The 16,624-nt window shown below is 51.2% G+C and carries 14 protein-coding genes; 5 read left to right on the top strand and 9 right to left on the bottom strand.

From position 1 onward, the window contains the following. Positions 1–76: 76 nt before the first annotated feature. Positions 77–1,366, top strand: coding sequence for an acyltransferase (locus tag I2H39_RS00230; protein ID WP_195625514.1), 1,290 nt, complete (start codon positions 77–79; stop codon positions 1,364–1,366). Between the two features lie 241 nt (positions 1,367–1,607). Further along, positions 1,608–1,757 carry a hypothetical protein gene (locus tag I2H39_RS28765; RefSeq protein ID WP_207746737.1) on the top strand — a complete coding sequence of 50 codons (150 nt, stop codon included), beginning with the start codon at positions 1,608–1,610 and terminating at the stop codon, positions 1,755–1,757. Between the two features lie 121 nt (positions 1,758–1,878). On the opposite strand, the gene I2H39_RS00225 is transcribed toward I2H39_RS28765, so the two are convergent. From I2H39_RS00225 to I2H39_RS00205, 5 genes are read right to left on the bottom strand one after another with little or no spacing between them, the layout of a single operon-like run. Next, entirely contained in the window at positions 1,879–3,879 is a 2,001-nt protein-coding gene (locus I2H39_RS00225; RefSeq protein ID WP_138307330.1) for a glycoside hydrolase family 31 protein, read from the bottom strand. A gap of 3 nt (positions 3,880–3,882) precedes the next feature. Beyond that, the gene (locus tag I2H39_RS00220; protein ID WP_195625513.1) at positions 3,883–6,348 is read right to left on the bottom strand and encodes a TIM-barrel domain-containing protein; all 2,466 of its coding nucleotides are present in this window, start codon (positions 6,346–6,348) and stop codon (positions 3,883–3,885) included. A gap of 14 nt (positions 6,349–6,362) precedes the next feature. Further along, complete coding sequence (locus I2H39_RS00215) at positions 6,363–7,205, bottom strand: carbohydrate ABC transporter permease (protein ID WP_195625512.1); 843 nt, start codon at positions 7,203–7,205, stop codon at positions 6,363–6,365. A 12-nt stretch (positions 7,206–7,217) separates the two neighbouring features. Beyond that, entirely contained in the window at positions 7,218–8,120 is a 903-nt protein-coding gene (locus I2H39_RS00210) for a sugar ABC transporter permease (protein ID WP_195625511.1), read from the bottom strand. Between the two features lie 36 nt (positions 8,121–8,156). Then, a complete protein-coding gene (locus I2H39_RS00205; protein ID WP_138307339.1) occupies positions 8,157–9,467 on the bottom strand; it encodes an ABC transporter substrate-binding protein in 1,311 nt (436 codons plus the stop codon). Positions 9,468–9,671: 204 nt separating this feature from the next. Between I2H39_RS00205 and I2H39_RS29565 the strand changes: the two genes are divergently transcribed. Both I2H39_RS29565 and I2H39_RS00195 read left to right on the top strand, forming a co-directional pair. Next, positions 9,672–11,477, top strand: coding sequence for a histidine kinase (locus tag I2H39_RS29565; protein WP_138307341.1), 1,806 nt, complete (start codon positions 9,672–9,674; stop codon positions 11,475–11,477). A gap of 5 nt (positions 11,478–11,482) precedes the next feature. After that, a complete protein-coding gene (locus tag I2H39_RS00195) occupies positions 11,483–12,916 on the top strand; it encodes a helix-turn-helix domain-containing protein (protein ID WP_195625510.1) in 1,434 nt (477 codons plus the stop codon). 43 nt (positions 12,917–12,959) lie between these two features. Here the strand turns inward: I2H39_RS00195 and I2H39_RS00190 are convergent, their stop codons facing one another. Further along, the gene (locus I2H39_RS00190) at positions 12,960–13,877 is read right to left on the bottom strand and encodes a M23 family metallopeptidase (RefSeq protein WP_195625509.1); all 918 of its coding nucleotides are present in this window, start codon (positions 13,875–13,877) and stop codon (positions 12,960–12,962) included. A gap of 52 nt (positions 13,878–13,929) precedes the next feature. On the opposite strand from I2H39_RS00190, the gene I2H39_RS00185 reads away from it, so the two are divergent. Further along, a complete protein-coding gene (locus I2H39_RS00185; protein ID WP_195625508.1) occupies positions 13,930–14,892 on the top strand; it encodes a nucleoside recognition protein in 963 nt (320 codons plus the stop codon). A gap of 1 nt (position 14,893) precedes the next feature. Here I2H39_RS00185 and I2H39_RS00180 read toward each other — a convergent pair whose 3' ends face one another. The 3 genes from I2H39_RS00180 to rsmD are packed head-to-tail and all read right to left on the bottom strand — an operon-like array spanning position 14,894 to position 16,578. Continuing rightward, positions 14,894–15,526 (bottom strand): vacuolar family H+-ATPase subunit H, encoded by a 633-nt coding sequence (locus I2H39_RS00180; RefSeq protein ID WP_347563807.1) that lies wholly within the window; start codon positions 15,524–15,526, stop codon positions 14,894–14,896. Continuing rightward, complete coding sequence (coaD, locus tag I2H39_RS00175) at positions 15,526–16,020, bottom strand: pantetheine-phosphate adenylyltransferase (RefSeq protein ID WP_138307351.1); 495 nt, start codon at positions 16,018–16,020, stop codon at positions 15,526–15,528. Before coaD ends, I2H39_RS00180 begins: the two co-directional genes overlap by 1 nt. Beyond that, positions 16,021–16,578 (bottom strand): 16S rRNA (guanine(966)-N(2))-methyltransferase RsmD, encoded by a 558-nt coding sequence (gene rsmD, locus I2H39_RS00170; RefSeq protein ID WP_138307353.1) that lies wholly within the window; start codon positions 16,576–16,578, stop codon positions 16,021–16,023. It abuts the gene before it with no gap. Positions 16,579–16,624 lie beyond the last annotated feature (46 nt).

The raw sequence follows: 16,624 nt of genomic DNA, 5'->3' as shown, positions 1-16,624 counted from the left end.
GTATACTGGTAAAAAACCTGACGGAATCGTATCCGCAGGCAGCAACAAAAGACAGCCACAATGGAGACATTTTATTATGAATGGAACGAAACTTCGGTATGGTATGACCTTTTTCATGTTAACCGCGCTTATATATATACTCATGGAGCTTCGGTACGGCCTTCACATCCAGCCGTTCCGCCCAAAGCACTTTGCTGCCGCAGCAGCTCTTGCAGCATGCTCCTGCCTGATTCACATCCGGCGGGCCGGGACATCCTCCGGTTATTGGGAAGAGCTGTTCCTCGGATACCGGAACAAGCCGGGCCGCATTGTCTACATGGACTATCTCCGGGTTCTGGCTGCCCTTCTGGTCATCCTTGTCCATGTGCTGGAACCTGTTTATGCCGGGCTTCCTCCCCATACCTTTGCCGGAAGTGCGCTTGCGGCGGCGGCCGGTCTGGGCTTGAGCTGCAACCTGCTGTTCATAATGCTCAGCGGCGCCCTTCTGCTGGGCGGTAAGGAGGAATCCGTCTTACACTTTTATTCCAGACGCTTTGTCCGGGTTCTGATTCCCTGTTTTGCCTATTATCTCCTTTACTTTTTTTATGTGGACGGCATTTCCGCCCTCCATCCCGGGAACTGGGGCAGCCTGATTCGCAGCTTCCTGTCCAATGACAGCGGCCAGACCCCCCATTTCTGGCTGGTATATATCATCCTGATGTTTTACGTTGCAGCCCCCTTTTTCCGGCTCATGTTAAGGCACATGACAGAACCCATGCTGGAAGCGCTGGTGGCAGTAATTTTCATCCTGCATTTTCTCTATACCTACGGGCCTCTGGTGCATATACAGCTTGCTGCCCCCGCATTTCTCTCGTCGTGGGACTCCATATTCCTGCTGGGATATTACTGCACCACCCAGGCTGCCATGAAACACTACCGCCTGTTCATGACAGCGGGCCTTGGGTCGGGTCTGGTGCTGGCAGCTGCCATCATGGCCTCGGAAAGCCTTGGCCCGCTGGTTTACAACAATGCACCGCCCCAGATGCTCTTTACCTGCGCCCTGTTCCTCTTTTTCCGAAAGCACGGAGACACCCTGTTTGCAGCGATTCCAACAGTGCTCTCCGCCATAGGCAGGTACAGCTTTTCCATCCTGCTGGTTCACTGGCTTGTGCTGCACCGGATTGTGGACAATATGGCTGGCATAAACGGTTTGTCCTTTGGAATTGCAGGCAGCATACTCACATCCTTCCTGCTCACCCTGTCCATCAGCCTGGTTCTCTCCTTCCTGTATGACAATACGGTGGTTCTGTGTATGGACAGGGCCTGTGAGCTTCTGGGGAGACTGGTATGTAAAAGATGCGGGGGCGGAAGATGCAACCGTCCGTAAGCAAAATGGGGGCAGGCTGCACATCGTTGCGCAACATCATTTATATACCAATCAGAGCAAGAAAAGAAAAACTGGTATGCCGGAGTCACCGTCATACCAGTAGATAACAAGGACCGTAAGGACCGCACCTCTTTGATTGCAGCCCTTTAAGCGATAGCTTTCCGGCTGTCCCGTCATATTAGCCAGCGAATTTTCTTTCTCCGGCGAGGAAGAGACAGCGGACGCTATGGATATGTAGTGGGTGAGAGCCGGGAATGCAGGGCGGGAGGCGGCTTTGGAGCAGTTCGGAGAGACTTGGGCGCAGAGGGCAGGAAAAAACGGGGTTGCGCAGGGCGTTCAGCGCCCGGAGCAAAGCAAACATGGAGCCGGACTCATCAAGAGTCCGGCGTAATTTTTGCGGTCCCCGGTTTTTCCTGCCCTCTGCGCTCTATTCTCTCCCACTGCGGAAACGGCCGCCTCCCGCCCTGCGTTTCCGGCTCTCACGGACGCGGCACCTCCCGCGTCCGCGTACCTTACACCCCCCTCTCCTTCAGGAACAACGGAATCCTATCCAAAGGCGCATCCGCCTCAATCCACCTTCCGCCGTCATATACCGTGCTGTTTCCAGCATCCTTCCACCTGCAGCCCTCCGGCAGGTAGACCATCCGTTTCCTGGCTCCCGGCTCCACCACCGGGGCCACCAGAAGGTCCGGCCCGAACATGTACTCGTCTCCTATGTCATATACGTTCCCGTCCCCGCTGAAATCATAGAACAGAGGACGCATGACCGGTGTTCCGTCTTCTGACGCAAGCTTCATCTGCTCCATGATATACGGCCGCAATTCTTCCCTGATAAACATATAGCGGCGTATAATTTCATATGCCTCGTCCCCAAAGCTCCATACCTCATTGGGACCGCCTGAGCCGCAGTAACCATCCGGGTTTAATATATCCCTTACCGGATAGGGCAGCCTGAATCCGTGCAGGCGGAATATAGGGCAAAATACGCCGAACTCAAACCATCTTATCATCAGCTCCCGGAATTCTTCCGACTCCGGGTCCCCGTTAATAAAACCGCCGATGTCCGTTGTCCACCAGGGAATCCCGCACATGGCCACGTTAAGCCCTGCCTTCAGCTGTTTCCTCAGACTGTCAAAGGTGGAGGCAATGTCGCCGGACCACAGTACGATTCCATACCGCTGGGAGCCCAGCCATGCACACCTGACCAGATTGCACACTTCCTCGCCCTGGGCTTTCAGGCCGTCATAAAATGCTTTAGCATAACCCACGCAGTAGATATTGCTGACCTCCTCCCCATTCCCAAGGTACATGCGCACATTGTCGTAATCGTAGGGCCGCATCTCCGGCTCCGCCTCATCCAGCCAGAAGGTGCGTATGCCATAATCGTAGTAATTCTCCTTTGCCCTGGACCAGAAAAACTCCCGGGCGCCCGGATGGGTGGTATCCACATAGGTCTGGGGTCCAAAAAACATGAATACCACATCCACGCCCCGCTCACCCCTGAGTATGTAATTATGCTCCCTCATATATGCATAATTCTCACTCCTTGGGTCTATGGTGGGCCAGATGGACACCATCAGTTTGATTCCCATGGACGCAAGCTCACTGACCATGGCCTTTGGATCAGGCCACTTCTCAGGGTCAAACTTCCATTCCCCCTGCATGGTCCAGTGGAAATAATCAATGACTATGACTGAAATGGGGAGCCCTCTTCTTTTATACTCCCTGGCCACCTGGAGCAGCTCCTCCTGTGTTTCATAGCGCAGCTTGCACTGCCAGAAACCGGCTGCCCATTCAGGCAGCATGGGGGCCCGGCCTGTTATGGCGGTGAATTTTTCATTGATTTCCCCCGGCGTGTCCCCTGCTATGACCACATAGTCAATCTGCTTTGCGCACTGCACATGCCACATGGTATGGTTGTTGACAAACTCGGCGCGGCCTATGGCCGGATTATTCCATATGAATCCGTATCCCCTGGAAGAATAGGTATAAGGAATGGTGCATTTTCCGTTCTTCTGCAGCAGCTCCACCGTACTTCCCTTTAGGTCAAAGCAGTCGTTGGCGTCCTGGCCCATACCGTAAAAATGTTCACCCGGCTCCGCCTTAAAGTACAGGCTTATCTTGAACTGGCTGCCGGAGGTGACCCTGTATTCCCTTGCCCTGCGAAGGGGCGCTGTGTGCACCCTTCCGTCAATCCAGTATTCCTCCAGAAGCACCTTTCCGGTCCTGGTATTCCGGTAGGTGACCGTGCCGTCTCCTGTTATGGTTACCTGAATCTTTCCGTTTGTTATCCTGGCCTTTTCATCATCCGCCTCTATGGATACTTCCCCGGGACAGGCAGGCTCCTCCAGGGTCCAGTTAAGCCCCTCATCAATCCGGAGGCTTTTGCTGGAACGGAACCGTATGGCATCCTTTCCGTATGGTTCAATATAGACCAGCTCTCCCGCTGTCTCCCATATGATGCGGTTTCCCTCTGTCTTCCCCTCATATCTGGGTATTGTATAATATGCCACTTCCTACTCCCCTCTCTCAATGACCATGGTTATATCGCTGTCATGCAGCAGACTGCCTGCATGGATACAGGCCATTCCGTGGTCCATCCTGAAATCAATGTCCTGTCCTCCTGCCTGGACCCTGGCCGGGCAGACATTATGGACCACAAAGGTAAGGTCCATATCCGTCCTGGTACAGCGTATAAGGACTTTGCCGGCCAGCCCGTCCATGTCAACGGTAAATCCGTGTTCATAGGAACAGAACCTGCCCTTGCCCGTCATGGGATAACAGTGGATTTCCCACTGGTCATCCGCCTTCTGTCCTATATATTCCATCTCAGGCCCCATAGGAATGATGGCGTTCTCCCTCACATAGACCGGTATCTTATCCAGGGGAACCACCTGTTCCAACCACTTCCCGCCTTCCACAATCCCGTCATCGTAAAAATCCGTCCATTGGCCCTGGGGAAGGTAGATTCTAACGGTATTGTCCTCATTTAACACAGGAATCACCATAAGCTCTTTTCCAAACAGATACTGGGTATCCAGTCCGGCTGTATTAAAATCCGTGGGATAGTCATAGAACACCGGCCTGTGTATCAGGGTATCCTCCTCCCGGACAGTCAGTGCCTCATTGTAGATGTAGGGAATCAGGCGGTAGCGCAGACCTGCATATTTTCTGTAAATATCAACGGCCTGCTGTCCAAAATCCCATGGCTCCCTGGAATAAAACCCGTGAAATCTGGCGTGGGAGCAGAACATGCCGAATTCCAGCCACCGGATATAAAGCTCCCGGCTGCTCTCAAACCAGAATCCCCCTATGTCGCTGGACCAGAAGGGTATACCGCTTAATGAAAGGTTCAGGCATCCCTTTAAAGAGCTTGCAAGGCTTCCAAAATCCGTCCCCGCATCCCCTCCCCAGTGAACCGGATATTTCTGGGAACCGGCCCAGGCGCTTCTGGCCCATATAAGGGCTTTTTCTTCTCCCAGTTCTTCCATGGCCGCCTCATAGGCAGCCTTATTGTACAGCAGGGCATACAGATTATGCATATCCCTGCCGTCGGCGCCCGCATACTGAAAGAACGCCGGGGCGGATTCCCCAAAGTCAGCCTTGATGACATCCACGCCCTTCCGGAGCAGGGGCTTTATCAGCTTTTCCTTATACCAACGGACTGCTTCCGGGTTGGTAAAATCAATAAGGCCATGGGGAAACTTAAGGTCCCCGTCCGGACCTGCGGCAAAATATCCATTGGCCGCCGCCTCATCGTATACCTCACAGGAGGTCTTTCCCCGTTCAATATAGGGAAGCTGCCAGAGGGACAGTTTAAATCCGTCCCGGTGGAGCTTATCAATCATCTCTTCCACCCGGGGGAATTTCCTTTCATCAAACTTCCAGTCGCACACCCAGTTTTCCGTGAACCAGTCCGTATCAATGTGAATGACATCGCAGGGCAGCTTTCTGCTTCTCATCTGTTTTGCCACCCGCTCCACTTCCTCTCTGGTGCCATAGCTGATTTTACTCATCCAGATGCCGAAGGACCATTTGGGCGGCACAGCAGGCAGCCCTGTCAGCCTGTGATACGCGGGAATAATGTCCTTAAGCCTGTCCCCCTCCATCAGAAAATAGTCCAGTATTGTTCCTTCCACCATGGTATAGTTTGCCTTGGATAAAGTGGCCCCCAAATCGCACCGTATTTTCCTGGAGGTATTATAAAAAATCCCGTATCCCCTGGAACTCATATAAAAGGGAATGTATTTATATCCCCTCTCTGTGTTCACTCCAAGGGAATTGGTGTTCCACAAATCGAAGAGACGGCCCTTTCTTGACACGGACGTAAAATTCTCTCCCAGACCGTAGAACTGTTCATAAGGTTCAGACCATGCCGATTCGCAGGCATACTGTTCCTTTGTGTTCCTGTCAAATAAAAATCCCATGGGGCATATCTCATAGGGCATGAAGGAATGGCTGTCCTTCCCGAACTGGCGGTAAATAACCTCCCCATGCCTGTTTTTAACCGACAGGTTCCATGGATTCTTCTGAATCACCGCTGTCACGCACCTGGTTGACATTACAATCTGATTCTCCGTCTCAGAACAGGTTACGCTGCATTCAGTCTCTTTCATGTCCTGAATCATTTCCGTTCTGTTCTCCGGCACAAAAAATCCCTCTGCCATGGTGACCCGGAGCGTGTTTTCATTTACAAACCTGAGCCGGATGGACAGGTTCCCGCGGTTGGGCTTTTCCGTAAACACATGGCGGTAATCCAGATACCTGTATGTATAATTTTCATCCACGTACACGCCCTCTGCCAGGATATCGCATCCCTTTGGAACATTCGTACACGATTTCACCTTATGCACCAGCAGCATGGTCAGGTTCTTTGACCGGCTGATTCTGGGAAATACCGGCATGTTTTCAAATAATTCTTCCTCACGGGCCAGGCTCTCGCCGGATAGGCCGTGCATGATTTCTCCAAGGCTTTTCTGCATCTTTTATACTCCTCTCACCCTTTGACTGAGCCAGCTGTCAGACCGCTGACTATGTATTTCTGCAGGCATATAAATACGATTACAATGGGCAGCACCACCACGGTTGAATAGGCCATGAGAATCTCCCATCTGACTCCCAGCTCCCCCATTGCCTTATACAGAATCAGAGGCAGGGTCTTCAGCTTTTCCTGGTTCAGGAATGTCAGCGAGAACACCATGTCGCCCCAGGACATGAACAGCGCCATGGAAGTCGCTGTCACGATGCCCGGATAGCTGATGGGAACCATAATCCGGATGAATGTTCCCAGGGGGCCGCATCCGTCAACGATGGCAGCCTCCTCCAGTTCCCTGGGTATGTCCTTAAAATATGTCCTGAGTATAATGACCACAAACGGTATGGTAATGGTTGCGTCAGACAGGATAACCCCCAGATGATTGTTGATTAAGCCCAGCTTATTAAAATTCACAAACAGAGGTGTCAATATCAGGGAGCTGGGCAGCATCTGGGCCACCAGGAAGATGAATAAGAGCACGCTTATCATCCTGCTTTTAAATCTTGCCAGCCCATAGGAGGCCGGAACCCCCAGAACCAGGGTGAGGGCTGTCGCCCCCACCGATACCACCACACTGTTCTTCAGATAGGTAAACAGGCTGACGCCATGTTCGTTTTTCAGAATATATGAATCAAACACTATTTTGCTGGGAAAAAAAGACGGATTGGAAAAGGATTCCCCCGGCGGTCTAAGGGACGTGGTCACCATCCAATACAGAGGAAACAGGAATACACAGGTAATCAGTATGCCCGCAGCTGTCAGGACAGCCTTCCTCCGGCCCCCATTATGTTCTCTATCCTTCATTGTCCCCACCTCCTAATTTTCATCTTCCCGCGTCACAATATGAATATAAATCATTCCCACTGCCATCAGCAGTACAAACAGGATATTGGCCACCGCTGCTCCCTGGGAGAAATTATATTCGCTGAAGGAATAGCGGTAAGCCAGGGTGGACAGCATCTCCGTGGAGGAGCCGGGTCCTCCCCCTGTCATCACGTATACCAGGTCAAATACCTTAAACGTATATATGAATCCCAAGGTCAGCACGGATATGATGGCCGGCCTCAAAAGAGGCACTGTAATGTAGAAAAACCTTTGTATTCTGGTAGCGCCGTCAATGCTGGCCGATTCATATATGTCCTGGGGCACCGTGGTCAGCGCTGTTGCCAGAAGAATCATGTTAAAGGGAACGCCCTTCCATATGTTTGCAATTATAATGGCGGCCATGGCCGTGTTCCCATGGGCCAGCCATTCCACCGGCCTGTATATCAGGTGCAGCCCCATGAGGATGCGGTTGATGATGCCTATATCGCTGTTGAACATGTATTTGAACACGCCGGCAACCGCAACCATGGGAATCATCCAGGCCACCACATTGATGGCCCGCAGGGGACCGGCCCCCTTAAAGTCCTGGCCAAAGAACAGGGCCATGAGAAACCCGATGGGAAATTGGAACACAAGGCACCATACGGTGAATATCAGGGTATTCTTAACGGCAATCCACGTGACATCTGTCCTGCATATTTTCCGGTAAATCTTAAGTCCCACAAAATGGCTGTCGCCTGTGGCAAAATTCATTAAATCCACATTCTTAAAGCTCATGATTATATTGCTTATGATTGGAAAAATAATCATGATAGTCATGAACGCTGCACCCGGCAGGACAAATGCAAACAGTGTCAGCTTCTTCTTAAAGAAATATCCTCTCTTATATCCCATATTCCCACTCCGTTTCACAAAAAGGGCGCTCCGTCCCTATTCATTGATGATTTCCGCAACCTCTGCTGCCGCCTGCTTCAGGGCATCATCCACTGATTTGGCGCCTGACAGCACATCCTGGTATGCAAACTGAATGGCGCTGGAAATCTCCGGCCACTTGGGATGAGGTCCTCTGGCCTTTGCAATCTTTAACTGTTCCGTATAGACGGAAAGAATCGGGTCATCCAGCCACAGGGTACTCTCAGCCACAGCATCCTCCCTTGGGGAAATATAACCGGCATCCTCACAGAATTTCCTGGAATTCTCCTTGCTGCTGAGGAATTTCATTAATTCCCAGGACGCTTCCCTGTTGTCATCCTTCATCATCATGATGTTTCCGCCTCCAATGGGTGAAGCAGCATTTTTGTAGTTAGGGAAGGTGACCACGCCGTAATTCAGGTCCGGATTCTCATTCTGGATATTGGTATTCAGCCAGCTTCCGGCCACCATCATGGCTGACTTGCCGGTTGCGAACAGGGAGGCGCACATATCTGCCTGCGTCATGGATATCAGCTCCTTGCTCATATATCCGTTCTGGTAGAAATCATGAATCATGGTAAGGGCTTCCTTTGCCCCGTCCGAATCCAGGCTGTCGTAATCCGCTCCTGCCTGCCAGATAAACGGAAGCACGTCAAAGGTTCCTTCCTCTGATTTAATAAGGGACATGGTAAGTCCGTAATGGTCCGCCGTGGTGGTCTGCGCTGTCAGATTCTTAAAATCATCCCAGGTCCAGTCGCTGGTGGGATACTCCAGTCCCATTTCATCAAAAATGTCTTTGTTATACATAATGGCAAGACAGTTGCTGTAATAAGGAACTCCGTAATACTTTCCCCCGTACTGGGCCGAGTTGGCCGGAGCTTCAAAATAATTCTCCAGTTCTCCCCACGCCTCCACCTCGCTTGTAATATCCATGGCCGCTCCCATGGCTGCAAAGGATACATTGTCAACCGTATCGCACAGCGTTACATCCGGCAGCTGGTCCGCAGCAACGCCAATGGACAGCTGTTTCTTGATTTCCGCAAAAGCCACGCTCTGGGTTTCCACCTTGATGTCCGGATGCAGTTCCTGGAATTCATCAATCATTTGAAGCAGAAGCGTTGCCTGGTCCGGAGAAATGTGATACCACATCTCAATGGTGGTCTGGTCCTGGGCCTGGGCTGCGGTCCCTGGAGCCTGGCCTGGGGTGCCCGGGTCCTGGGTTTCCTGGCTGGTTCCTGTGCTGCTGCCTGTGCCGGCTCCTGAACAGCCTGCAAGCATGACGGCTGCCAGTCCAAGGGCAATTCCTCTTGTGAATAAACGTTTTTTCATGTAATCCCCTCCTGTATTTTCTGTCATCTGATGTCCCTAGTATATCCATTTAATCCAATTTAGGGAATTCCATTATTTTAACTTCATTTTGATATTTTAACCAAAATCCATTCCACTTTTTTAAACCATATTGACTAATTTGATGGTTAATTCTATAATTAAGCCACTTATTAGTACTACATTTCAGTGCGAGGGGGGATTTGTGTGAGAAAATTTATCCGGTGGATAAAGGCACATTTTTTATATAAGATACGATACCAGATTACCATTTTCCTGTTCTTTGTAACCTTTCTTCCTGTTATCAGCATTCAGCTTTTTAATTATGAAAAGACATCTGAGATGCTGCTGACCAAAAACCATTCCCTCCTGGCGGATAACCTGCAGCTGACACAGAACAGCATCAACAATGTGCTGACAGACTACAAGCGCATCCTGTTCCAGATGTCCACTGATGTCACCTGTATGGATAATATACTGGAACTGTCCAAGGTCTCCCCTGATTCCGCAGAATACAGGCGCATCTCAGAATCACTGGAAACATATATCAAGGCCAACATTCTCATGTACCCGGAAATACAGGCCCTGTGCGTCATCAGCACCACCGGCACCCCCTATATCTATGTTCAGAAACGGCAGAAGACCCAGCCAATCATTGATTATTTCAAAGCAAATAAGGAAGAGCTGAACAAAATGCTCCTTTCCTCCACCCGCTCCGCCATTGGTACCATACACGACGACAGCCCTTATTACGACCCGGAGCACCCGGTGTTCTTTCTGGGCAGCAGGACCATTCATTACGAAAAAATGAAGATAACAGGCAGCATACTTCTGTTCATCTCGCCGGACAAGATGAATTCCGCCATCAATAACCCGGATTCCCAGGTCTATCCCTTTACGGACAAGCTTCTGGTGGATTCCTCCGGAAGGCTCATCTGTTCCAAAGACAGGCACACCGGTAAAAACCTTACTGCACTGGAGGGTTACAGGGACATTGACTGGGATAACCTGTCCTCTGACTCCGGGGACATGCAGGGAGACTATCTGGTGTCCCAGATACCTCTGGAGCATTTTGACCTGCACCTTATAAACATTGTGGATTACGGTCAGATGACAAAGGACCTGGAAGCGCTGTGGACCACCATTACCCTGGCCATATCGGCCATCCTGCTTGTGGCCATGCTGGTGGCCTATGTGCTCTGCCACAAGTTCATATTCTCCATTGAAAATGTGGCTGCCAAAATGAATCTGTTTGATGAGAACCATCTGGATATTGAAATCAGGAACATGAGCAGAAATGAGCTCCGCATCATAGAGTCCTCCTTTAACCGGATGCTGGGACAGATTCGGGGTTTGCTGGATGAAAACAAGCAGCAGTATAAGAAAATCTGCGAAGCTGAGTTAAAATCCCTGGAACTCCAAATCAATCCCCATTTCCTGTTCAACACCCTGGACTCCATCTGCTGGACAGCTGCCCAGGAAAACTGTCTGACTGTCAGCGAGCAGCTCAATAAGCTGGCTGCCATCCTGCGCCACACGGTCTATAACATGAACTCCGTGGTTCCCCTCCAGGATGAAATCTGCTGGATGCAGAATTACCTGGATTTACAGAAAAGCCGCTTTCACGGCCGTTTTTCCTACCACATAAGCGACCTGACAAAGGGCGGGCGCATTTATATCCATAAGCTGCTTTTACAGCCATTTCTGGAAAACGCCCTGATTCACGGATTTGAGAGCCTGCCCCGCAAGGGCTGCCTGGAGATTGCCTGCCGCATCATCGGCAAAACCCACCTGCTTCTGCAGGTGACAGACAACGGCTGCGGCATACCGGAAGAAACAGTGCGGGAAATCAATCTTCTCTTTACCACAGGCCAGTCACCCTTTGCCGGCATCGGCCTGACCAATATTGCATACCGGACAAAGGGCTATTATCCTCACAGCCGGATTTTAGTGTCCTCCTCTCCCCGCGGAACCTGCTTTAAGATATTTATACCAATGAATGAAATGGAGTGACAGATATGTTTCGATTGTTAATTGTGGAAGATGAAGAGAACTCAAGAAAGGGCCTGAAAGCCACACTGGCGCCCATACCCAACCTGGAAATCGACACTGCCTGCGATGGGCGGGAGGGCTATGCCAAAGCCATCCGCTGGAATCCGGATATCATTATCAGCGATATTCACATGCCTGTCTGGGATGGACTTGTGATGACGGAAAAGCTCTGCAAAAAGGCGTTTGCAGGCACCATATATCTGCTGACCGGATACGCGGAATTTGAATATGCCAGAAAGGCCCTGCAGTACCATGTGGAAGATTATATTCTGAAACCGGTGGTGCCCTCCAAACTCAGGAATCTCATTGAAGTCAAATTAAAGGAGCTGAACAAAAAAAGAAACAGCCAGAATCCCCAGCTGTGCCATCTCCTGTCGGACGAGGATTCAGTGCTGCTCACAGAGCGCCTGGCCCCCTGCTGCTATACGGATTATTTTCTGGCCGTGGTCTATATGGAACAGGAGCACCATCTTCCCCTGGAGGTTAAGGAGGCTGTCATAGAGGAACGGGGCCATTATATCCTGACCCTGCCGGATAAGCACTACCGCGGCATTCTGATTGGTTTTACAAACCATATGATTCATCACGGAAAGATAGACCGGATTGCATCCCTGCTGGAGCCATACGAACACCTGACCTGCATTTATGAAACGCGGCAGGCTGGTTCCGTCGGAAGCTGGCCCCTTGCCTTTGAACGGCTCCGAAATGCGGTTCCCTGGACCATTACCTGCTGTTCCTCCTTTCTGGCCTACGATGCATACATGGAACAGGAGGCAGGGGAATTAAGCGAGGATGCATTTTTTAAAAAGGACCTGCAGCGCATGCTCTGCAGCAGCGACTTTAACGGCTGCAGAAAAATACTGCTCAAAAAGCTCAGCCAGATGCAGTCTGGCGCCTGCCACCCCAGCCACATACTTGCAGCTGCCGTGTCCGGTCTGGTCAAGCTGGACTCCAAACAGGCTTACCTGGAGGCGGTAAACCAGATGGCGGCCGCCAGAACCATGCATGAAATCAGGGCCTGCATTGATTCCTATTTTGAGACATGCCAGTGCAGGCCCGCATCCGCCAGCTACTCTCCCCTGATTCAGAAAGCCCTCCATGTGATTGATAAGAGCTATAAAGAACCGATTTCCCTGAATTCCGTTGCGGAACAGCTCAACATCACTCCCCAGTACCTCAGCCGGATATTCATGAAGGAGATGTCCCGTTCTTTTGTGGACTATCTGACCTCCTACCGCATAGAGCGCGCCAAAAGCCTGCTTCAGGACACAAACATGAAAATCAACATGGTCTGCCTCCAGGCAGGATATCCGGATGCCAAGTATTTCTGCACCCTGTTCAAGAAAATAACCGGCGTGACCCCCAACCAGTACCGCGCCAGCAAGGCCAATCCATCGTGATTGGCCTTTGCTTACACACTCTGGAATGTGTCAGAAAAATGCTTTAATATGTAAACACCTGCCGCCTTTTCTCCAGCCATTTTAAAATCCAGTAGGGATTCACGCTCATCTCCTCATTGTGGTCTGTTTTAATATAGATTCCCACATGGAGATGTACGTCAAAGTTCCCTCTGGTCCCTTCTGTCTTTCCGTAGCCTGTGTCCCCCATATAACCAATCAGCTCCCCGGCCTTTACCCTGTCCCCCTCCTTAAAATCCCCGGCATAGTCATAGAGATGGGCGTAATACAGATAGGCGCCTCCCGGTGCCCGTATGCCTATACGCCATCCTCCCATTTCCAGCCACCCGATTTTTTCGATGATTCCGTCCGTCATGCTGACAACCGGATAATAACCGGGCGGCATCTCAGAACCCATGATATCACAGCCTTCATGGCGGCGCTTCGGGCTGCCGCCGTTCTGACTGCCGCCTGTCTGGCCGCTGTCCGCCTTGCCGCCCCCGTTTTGGCCGCTGCCCGCCTGGCCTCCCCCCGCCTGACCTTCTCCCGTCTGGCCGCTGCTCACATACCCCCGGCCGTCCATCCATCCGTCCTCAAACACCACCTCCGGCGTGTTCCTGTTCCGGCTCTCCGGGATTGGAAAATACTTCAAATCCCCCAGCACAGTCTCATATGCCTGTTTCAGCTTTCTGTAGTCCGCAGGCCTGGCGGCTGCCAGTATCCTGTTGTTATACCGGGTGTCCTTAAGGCCTGTAAGGTCATAATCATGCTCCACCATCAGTGTAGTGACCATGTCCGGGTCCAGGCTGTCAAGCCCGGCCACCGTATTTCCCAGACGCATAGCCCTGAAATCGCCGCTCTCCCAGGAATAGGGCCCCAGCTGGTAATAATCCGGATTCGCAATCAGATAATTGGTAATGGAACACTGGAATACTGCCAGCAGCAAAATGAGAATCAAAGGCATAGCCCGCCACCCTTTACAATATATTTGTATAAACCATTGTATTCAGGTGCGTATGAAAAAATCCATAGGAGGCATCCTGTCTGTCCTCTGTCTGCTCATGCTGTTGTTCAACCCCGGACTTGCGCTGGAAGGCGCCAGGCAGGGGCTTGTGCTCTGGGGAAATGTGGTCCTCCCCACCCTCCTTCCCTTCATGATATGCTCCGGTGTTATCGTGGCCATGGATGCCATCCACATCTTAACAGGACCCTTTAAGCCCATCCTCTCAGGCATCCTGGCCCTGTCGGACCAGGGCAGCTTCTGCCTTATGAGCGGGCTTTTATGCGGTTATCCCATGGGTGCCAAAACCACCAGCGACTTTTTAGACCAGGGCAGGCTTTCTCCCCGGGAAGGTAAATATCTGCTGGCCATCAGCAATCACCCAAGCCCCATGTTTGTATTGGGATACGTCATGGCCCAGATTGCCCTGATTCCCTCCATGGCCCGGCCCTGTCCGCTGTGGGCTGTGCTGGCAGCCCTGTACCTGCCCATACTTCCCCTTTCCCTGTTAGCCAGATGCTGCTATCATTATAAGAGACAGCCACGCAGGAAAGCGTGTCTTGAAGCAACCCGGACAGCCCGGTCAGAGCTGGACACAGGTGACTGCTTTTCCTTTGACACCCATATGATGAGCTGTTTCGAAACCATGGTCAAAATAGGCGGGTATATTATGCTGTTCTCTATTCTTGCACTGTATCTGACCGTGTTTCCCTTTCAGATGCCCCCGCTGCTGCGCCCGGCCCTGCTGGGAAGTGTGGAAATCACCACCGGCATCCAGATTATCGCATCCTCGGTGCCCGGAAAAATGGGCGCCCTGCTTATCATTGGTTCCGCTGCTTTCGGCGGATTTTCAGGGATATTCCAGACAAAAAGCGTATTAAAAAATGCCGGATTGACCATCCGGCATTATATGCTGTGGAAGCTGCTCCACAGCGCGCTGTCCTGTCTTATATTTTATGTAGCCCTGTGCCGCCGGTGACCTATACCTGCTGGCCCTCATCCATATCCTGGGGAGCCTGGCCTTCCCCCTCCTCAGACCTCACTATGCCGCCTGACAGTTCATTGCGGTTGGAGGAAACAATATCATAGCTGGACTGCATGGAAGTCATGAAGGCGTCGAAACGTCCCCTTGCGCCTTCCATAGTATGGTTGATGATGGTCTGGAGACTGCGCAGCATGTCGTCGGTATACTGTATGGAACTCTGGCGGATTCCATTGGCATCATTCACAGCAGCATCCACAATGGCCTGGGCCTGCATGCTGGCCTGCTCCACCACTTCATTGGCATGGGCAAATGCCTGCTGCATAATTTCATGCTCATTAATCATCTCAGAAGTCTGTTCGCTGACCTGGGCCATCATGGAATCAGCCTGCTTCTTGGCGTCGTCCAGCATGGCGTCCGCCTGGGCCTGGGCTTCATTTAAAATAGTTTCCTGCTGGCTGATGATTTTCTGATACTTCTTAATTTCATCCGGTATCCTGAGTCGCAGCTCCACCAGCAGCTCCTCCAGCTCTTCCTTATTAACAATAATCTTGCTGTTAGATAATGCCTGGAATTTACAACTGTCTATATATTCCTCGATTTCACTGATTAACTGCTCTATCCTACTCATCATGTCAACCGTCTCCTCTCCTCCAGCTTCTCTCTAACCCTGGCTGCAATGACCGGATGGAGGAACTCACTGATTTCCCCCTCGTACTCCGCAATCTCTTTCACGATGCTGGAACTCAAATATGAATATTTTAAATTAGTCGTCAAAAATATAGTATCAATCTCCGGCGCAATAACCCTGTTGGTCTGCGCCATCTGAAGCTCGTATTCAAAATCAGTAATGGCCCGCAGACCTCTGACCACAATATCCGCATGATTCCTGCGCACAAAGTCAATGAGCAGACCTTCAAAAGACTGAATCTCCACATTAGGCAGGGATGCAGTCACTTCCTTTAACATATTAACACGTTCCTGGGCAGAAAACAACGGGCATTTTGCCTTATTGTTAAGGACCCCGATGATTAATTTGTCAACCATCTTTGCTGTGCGCTCAATGATGTCATAATGGCCTAATGTGACTGGGTCAAAGCTTCCCGGATATACTGCTGTCCTCATCTACTCTCCTCTGCCAACGAACACGTGCTTGTTGGTCTTGTACTCTTTGCTTTTAATCATATGCCAGCCGGACTCCTCCAGCCATCCAAACTCCGTCTCCTTAGATGCCTCAATTACAATCAGGGTGTCCTCCGTAACCATAGGGGAGTGGCTCAGATAATCCAGAACCAGCTTCTCATACTCATGGTTATAGGGCGGGTCCATGAATACAATGTCAAACCTGTAATTCTTGCCCTCCAGCCGTTTCAGGCCGGTTATCACGTCGCAGCCCATCACCATGGACCTGTCCTCCAGCTTTGTCCTGGCCAGGTTCTCCCGGATGCACTCCAATGCTTTTGGATTGTTTTCAATCATTACAGCCAGACCGGCTCCCCGGCTCAGTGCCTCAATCCCAATGGCCCCGCTGCCGGAAAAAAGGTCCAGGAACATGCAGTCCGGCAAATCCGGCTGAAGCATGTTAAACAGTGTTTCCTTAATTCTATCCGTGGTGGGCCGGGTATCCAGCCCATCCAGTGTCTTTAAAAGCAGCCTTCTGGCGCTGCCTGCAATTACTCTCATCCATTACTCCTGCTTCCATACGCTGCCTGTTGACAGCAATTTTCAT

Source organism: Clostridium sp. 1001283B150225_161107_B6 (genome assembly GCF_015556325.1).
In the GTDB taxonomy this organism is placed as follows: domain Bacteria; phylum Bacillota; class Clostridia; order Lachnospirales; family Lachnospiraceae; genus Enterocloster.
Note: the sequence above shows the minus strand (reverse complement) of the source record. Positions and strands in the feature narration are given on the sequence as shown.